The sequence below is a fragment of the Bradyrhizobium sp. Ai1a-2 genome (genome assembly GCF_000426245.1).
Taxonomy (GTDB): domain Bacteria; phylum Pseudomonadota; class Alphaproteobacteria; order Rhizobiales; family Xanthobacteraceae; genus Bradyrhizobium.
Map to the genome: position 1 here is coordinate 1 of NZ_AUEZ01000167.1, position 5,536 is coordinate 5,536.

The window sequence follows — 5,536 nt, forward strand, 5'->3', positions numbered from 1 at the left end:
CTCCGTTGACCGGATTTAGCACCGCTTCGGTTGTGGCCGGTGGCGACGCTTTCCGTGTCGTGGGCCTGCTCTCAGACTTCGTGTCCCCCTCAGAGGTGACGAACGGCATCGACAACACCGCTGCCGGCAACTTCGTCATCGTCGCTCCGAACAACTTTGTTCGGCGCTCTGTCGTCTAAGGGGAGGGATAGATGCCCGTAGCACTCTCGCAAATCCGCAATCTGCTTCTCCCTGGCTTGTGGGCTCTCACCGGCCGGTACGATCAGCTTCCCGCTGTTCGCAAGCAGATTTTCAAAGAGCGCAAGTCCAACATGGCGCTCGAACAGTCAACCAGCATGCGCTACATCGCGCAGGCGTTGATCAAGCAGGAAGGCGCACCGACCTCGGCTGATAACCAGCCCGGTCAGCGGTTTACGTACAACCAGACTCATAACGAGCTTGGCGTTATGTTCGCGATCACTCGCAAGGCGATCGACGACAACCTGTACAAGACCGAATTTGGCCCGTCGGTGATGGGCCTTAACGAGGCGTTCGACCGCACCAACGAGGCATTCGCCGCGGACGTGCTGAACAGCGGTTTCGTGCTGAACCCCGCCATTGGCGGCGACAATCAGCCGTTGTTCTCGGCGGCGCATCCGGTCGATGGCGGTTCGTTCTCGAACATGGCGACTCCGGCCGCCTCGCTCAACGAGACCTCGCTGCTCAATGCACAGGTTGCCGTCAACGCGAACTTCCGCGACAACGCCAACCAGCGCATGAACGCGAAGCCGCGTCGGCTGATCATCCCGCCGCAGCTTGAGCCGGTGGCAATCCGCCTGCTCAAGACCGAACTGCGGCCGGGCACTGCAAACAACGATGTCAACGCCATCCTGTCGACTCAGGGCGGCATTCCGGACGGCTATCTCGTCTGGAACTATCTGACTTCGATGTTCGCGTGGTTCTTGCAGACCAACCAAGACGGTTTTGTCTACATGAACCGTGTGCCCTACGAAACCGATATGTCGGTTGAGTTCTCGACCGACAACCTTCTGGTGAAGGGCTATCAGCGCAACAGCTACTCGTTCAACGAGCCGCGTTGCGCCTATGGATCGAACCCGACGAGCTAAGCCAATGGCTGATGATCTAACCGAACAGACGCGGATCACTGGCACAATGCACGCCGACGGCGGGTTCACGACGGGCGATCCGAACAACCCGACCGCGATCCCCACCGAAGCCCTGGCGTTGGCAGCCAAGCAAACGGCGCTTGGTGGCTCTCAGCAAATGCCGGCGATGGCCGATCTGACGGCCGCGCCGACCCAAGAGAACTTCAATGCGCTCCTCGCCGCGCTTCGCACGGCCGGACTGATGAAGAACTCCTAAATTCAACGCCTCTCTCGCACGCGAGAGAGTGACTCGGCGGCCTTGCCTCTGGTGAGGCCGCCATTTTTGTAAGCCCGATCGCATGCGGGCCTTGTTCATGCGGCCGAGCCCACGGATCAGGGTTTTGAAGGATACGAGTGCCGTAGCCACGCTGGTGACGCTTCGCAACGTCATCAACTTTACCGGCGATGCGGCGGGCGACGTCTACGAGTCGTGGTGGGACTTCGAAGTGTCCGACACGAAGAACTTGGCATTGATCGCGGCGGCGAGTGGCGCAACTACAACGATGCCGATCACTGCGGTCAACGCGAACTCGAACTATCCTGATGGATCGCAGTTTGCGGGCGTTGCTCGCACGGCGGCTGCATCGCCAAATCCATCATCGCCCACTAACCAGCCCGCGGCTGTCGTGTCGAGCGGCTCGCTCACGAACATTTCGAGCGCATTCCAGATTTCGTTTCCGGCCGGTGTCGAATGCGGCGGGACGTTCACGGTCGCGGCTCCGTTCCTTGGCAGGGTGCCAGCGGACGAGTGAAGAAGGGGAAGTGACAAATGCGGAAAGTTCTCATCATTGCAGGACTCGCGATCGGCCTTGCCGGTTGCGCGTCCATTCCGGCTCCGGTGGATACGCCGGTCTCGGCCCCGGTCGTGGTTTCGATCACGCCGGCTACTGCGCCCGTGGCGGCTTCCAAGAAGGCCGTCGCGAAGGCTCACAAGAAGGCGGTAGCCAAGAAGCAGGACAAGGCTCCGGTCGCACAGGCGGCTTCGACAAGCGCTCCTGTGGCGGCTCCCGCGCCAGCGGTCGCTACCGAGCTCGGCGAGCCGCGTTGGTACGATCGTTTTCGCAAATGGAGAGGGAAGTAAAACCATGTTCGACGCTCCTGATATGTTCGCCGCTTCCATCGGTTTCGTGATCGGTGGTTTGGTCGGCGGCGCTCTCGTCTGGCACTTCAAGGATTGGTTCGTGTCCGTTGGCCGCGCGCTGGTCAATTGGAAGGCGGATGCCCAGGCCATCGTCAGCGATCTGAAATCGGACCTTGCCGCCGTCGAGACCACGTTTTCGAACGTCGAGGCCAAGGTGAAGGCGGTCAAGCTTGCGATCGAGACTCCGGTTTCGACCGCGGCACCGGCCGCGCCGGTCCAGGCCGCGCCGACGCCGCCTGTAACGGCGCAGTGAGGCCGTCATGGCAAACGGCGAATTGAGGCTGACGGTCGTTCCGACGACGCCGGTAGCTGCGCAGGCGTTGCCGGGCAACTCGCTCCGCAACTATCTCCTGATCCAGAACATCGGCGGTGGAGAAGTGTCGATCGGCCTTGATCCGACCGTGACACCAACGACCGGGATTGTGCTTGCCCCGATGGGCAGTGCCGCTCCCGGTCAAGGCGGCTTCCTGCTCTGGCAGGATGATTTCATTCCATCCAACCCGTTTTGGGTGGTCTCTGCCGACGCTTCGAGCGTCGCGATCTTTGAGGGCTGACATGCTCCGATATATCATCGCACTTGCGCTCGCGATCGGGCTGATGATCGCGCCTGTTGAGGCGCAGATTTTCCCGCCTGCGGGTAGCGGAGGCGGCAGCAGCGGCGGCGGTGGGGGCGGCTCTCCAACTGGCACGGCTGGCGGCGATCTCGCCGGCACCTATCCGAATCCGTCCGTTGCCGCGGTTCATGCGCCAAGCGGCTCGCTCTTGGTGTCGTCGGGCACGGCGGTTTCCGGACCGACGTCAAGCATTGTTATCCAAAACACGGCGACAACTGGCGCCAATGCGTCGCTCGCGATTCGCAATTCAGCCGGGCCAACCGACTTGAAAACGTGGGATGTCGTTGCCGCGCCTGCCGGCACAAGCCTCGTTTTCAGAGCGCTCAGGGATAACAACACCGTTCAAACGGCGTGGCTCACCGCCACTCGAAGCGCTTCCGCCGAAGCCGTGACCGGCGTCGTCTTCAATGCCGGCAGCGGCGGGCTTACCGTTCAATCGCAGGCCACGGGCGGCAATAACCTCATCGCGATGGGCAATGCCGCCGGCTCGCCTCCAAGGATTTCTACGCAGGGCAGTGACACGAATATCAGCATTGGGCTGACCCCAAAGGGGACTGGCGTTGTCACCGTGGCGGGCGGCCTTGCCCTTCCACTGTTTACGGTGGCAACCCTGCCATCGTGCAGTGGGGGCGCTGTACCAGAGGGAACGCTGGCGGCTGTGACGGACGCGATCTCTCCTACCTACAACGGCACCGTTCCTGCGACGGGCGGCGGTGCTGTGACTGTGCCGGTGTTCTGCAATGGCACGGCCTGGACGTTCCACTAGGCGCTGCCATGACAACGAGCGGCACGTTCAATTTTGGTCTGAGTGGCGCGGGCCTCGCGGTCGCCGCGTACTCGCGCATTCAGGTTCGGCGAACGGCGATCCTGCCCGAGCACATGCAGGATGCGTTCACCGAAACGAACCTGATGCTGTCGAAGTTCTCGAACTTGCAGCCGAACCTCTGGACCGTCGATCTCATTTCGGTGCCGCTGATCCAAGGGCAGCAAACCTACACCGTTGATCCTTCGACCATCCAGATTCTTGACGCCTATCTGTCGTTTCCGGGTGCGCCTGAGAGCGATCGGCTTATCTTCCCGATCTCGCGCACTGAGTATGCATCGTTTCCGAATAAGCTGGTGCAGGCGGTGCCGTCGGTGTTCTGGTTTGACCGGCTCATCAATCCGACGATCACGCTCTGGCAAGTGCCGGATGCGACCGGGACGATGATCCTCAACTATTACCGCGTGCGGCAAATTCAGGACGCGAACATCGTCGCGGGTGAGATGCCCGAACTGCCCTACCGCTTCCAAGACTGCATGGTGGCAGAACTCGCGCACCGGCTTTCACGCATCTGGAAGCCGGAAGTTGAGAACGCGCGCAAGACCGACATGCAAGAGGCGTGGAAGGTCGCGACGACTCAGGATGTGGAAACGGACCCCGATTTGTTCATCGTCCCGCAAATCGGAAACTACACAATCAACCAATAGGCGAGGGCTGCAATGTCTGGGCCTTGGCATCCTACCGGTAGGGCTCGTGTCAGCCCTCGCAATCCTCAAGCCATTGGCGTCTGCCAGCGTTGCGGCCTCTGGTATCAGCGCTCCGAACTCGTCCCGCAATACGAATGGGCGGGCGTGAAGATGCAGAACCTTGAACTCTATATCTGCACGCGGACCTGTTACGACATCCCGCAACATCAGTTGAAGACAATCATCATTCCTCCGGACCCGATGCCGGTCTACCGGCCGTTTCCGGAGCCGTTCGCGTCGGACGATGCGGGCGGTACGACGATCACCGACGCGTCATCGCCAAACGGGTTCTTTGCGGAAGATGTGACGGAAGAGGCGGCGAGGGTGGATGGCGCGGACGAAGCGCTCCCCGACCCCAACGACTTCGCGAGCCGCTAAATGGGCGGCATTGGCTGGTCGGGCCGAACGCAGGGCGAGAACAATTCATCGACCGGACCAGAGCAAGGCAAGGGCTCTGGCTTCCGCAACTTAAGTAGGCTCGCCATGCAGATGGCGATGGCGAGCCAGAACAGCACTTCACGGAGTCGGGTCATCTCGTAGCTTGGCATCCTGCGCCAGCGCGGCGGCGGGATAACTGAGCCGGTGTCCGGCGTAAAGGTATCCACGGAAATTTGAGAGATGAGTTACACGTTTGACTCGTGGGTAGCAGCGGTCGCGAATGCGATCGTCGAAGCCCCGGCTGATCCAAACTTCACCGGCATTCTCTCGTCCGCGATCGACTACGCCGAACAGCGGCTCTATGCCGAGTTGGACTTGCTGAACACCGTTACGCGCATCAGCGGGCATCTGACCATAGGCAGTAGAGATTTCATCCTGCCGACCGGCAACGGCACAATCATCGTCACGAACGGCATCAACCTGATTACGCCTGCCAGCGCTTCAAACACGGTCGGCACAGGCAAGCGAAACCAGTTGACCCCTGTTTCGCGCGATTATCTCGATGCGGTTGGCGGCGATCAATCGTTCACGGGAGTCCCGACGAACTACGCGATGATTACGGACCAAGCCATCATCGTGGGGCCTCAGTGGCCGGATGATCGGTATCTGCTCGAAGTGATCGGCACCATCCGGCCTACGCCGCTCAGTTCGACCAACCAGAGCACTTACCTGACTCAGTTCCTGCCGCA

10 protein-coding genes are annotated in these 5,536 nt (G+C 60.9%); all 10 read left to right on the plus strand.

The window, feature by feature from the left end; translation table 11 throughout:
- Positions 1–191: 191 nt before the first annotated feature.
- Positions 192–1,106, plus strand: a complete 915-nt coding sequence (locus K288_RS0142220; RefSeq protein ID WP_152535961.1) for a hypothetical protein — start codon at positions 192–194, stop codon at positions 1,104–1,106.
- A gap of 46 nt (positions 1,107–1,152) precedes the next feature.
- A complete protein-coding gene (locus tag K288_RS48830; protein WP_201449818.1) occupies positions 1,153–1,362 on the plus strand; it encodes a head fiber protein in 210 nt (69 codons plus the stop codon).
- A gap of 124 nt (positions 1,363–1,486) precedes the next feature.
- Entirely contained in the window at positions 1,487–1,897 is a 411-nt protein-coding gene (locus K288_RS0142230; RefSeq protein WP_152535963.1) for a hypothetical protein, read from the plus strand.
- 17 nt (positions 1,898–1,914) lie between these two features.
- Positions 1,915–2,226, plus strand: coding sequence for a hypothetical protein (locus K288_RS0142235; RefSeq protein ID WP_027584740.1), 312 nt, complete (start codon positions 1,915–1,917; stop codon positions 2,224–2,226).
- Between the two features lie 4 nt (positions 2,227–2,230).
- Positions 2,231–2,539 carry a hypothetical protein gene (locus tag K288_RS0142240; RefSeq protein ID WP_027584741.1) on the plus strand — a complete coding sequence of 103 codons (309 nt, stop codon included), beginning with the start codon at positions 2,231–2,233 and terminating at the stop codon, positions 2,537–2,539.
- A gap of 7 nt (positions 2,540–2,546) precedes the next feature.
- Positions 2,547–2,840 carry a hypothetical protein gene (locus K288_RS0142245; RefSeq protein WP_027584706.1) on the plus strand — a complete coding sequence of 98 codons (294 nt, stop codon included), beginning with the start codon at positions 2,547–2,549 and terminating at the stop codon, positions 2,838–2,840.
- Position 2,841: 1 nt separating this feature from the next.
- Positions 2,842–3,666, plus strand: coding sequence for a hypothetical protein (locus K288_RS0142250; RefSeq protein WP_027584742.1), 825 nt, complete (start codon positions 2,842–2,844; stop codon positions 3,664–3,666).
- An 8-nt stretch (positions 3,667–3,674) separates the two neighbouring features.
- Complete coding sequence (locus K288_RS0142255) at positions 3,675–4,370, plus strand: hypothetical protein (RefSeq protein ID WP_027584708.1); 696 nt, start codon at positions 3,675–3,677, stop codon at positions 4,368–4,370.
- Between the two features lie 150 nt (positions 4,371–4,520).
- Entirely contained in the window at positions 4,521–4,787 is a 267-nt protein-coding gene (locus K288_RS0142260; protein WP_152535964.1) for a hypothetical protein, read from the plus strand.
- Between the two features lie 240 nt (positions 4,788–5,027).
- A partial coding sequence (locus K288_RS48835; protein WP_043162297.1) for a hypothetical protein occupies positions 5,028–5,536 on the plus strand: 509 nt, incomplete at its 3' end.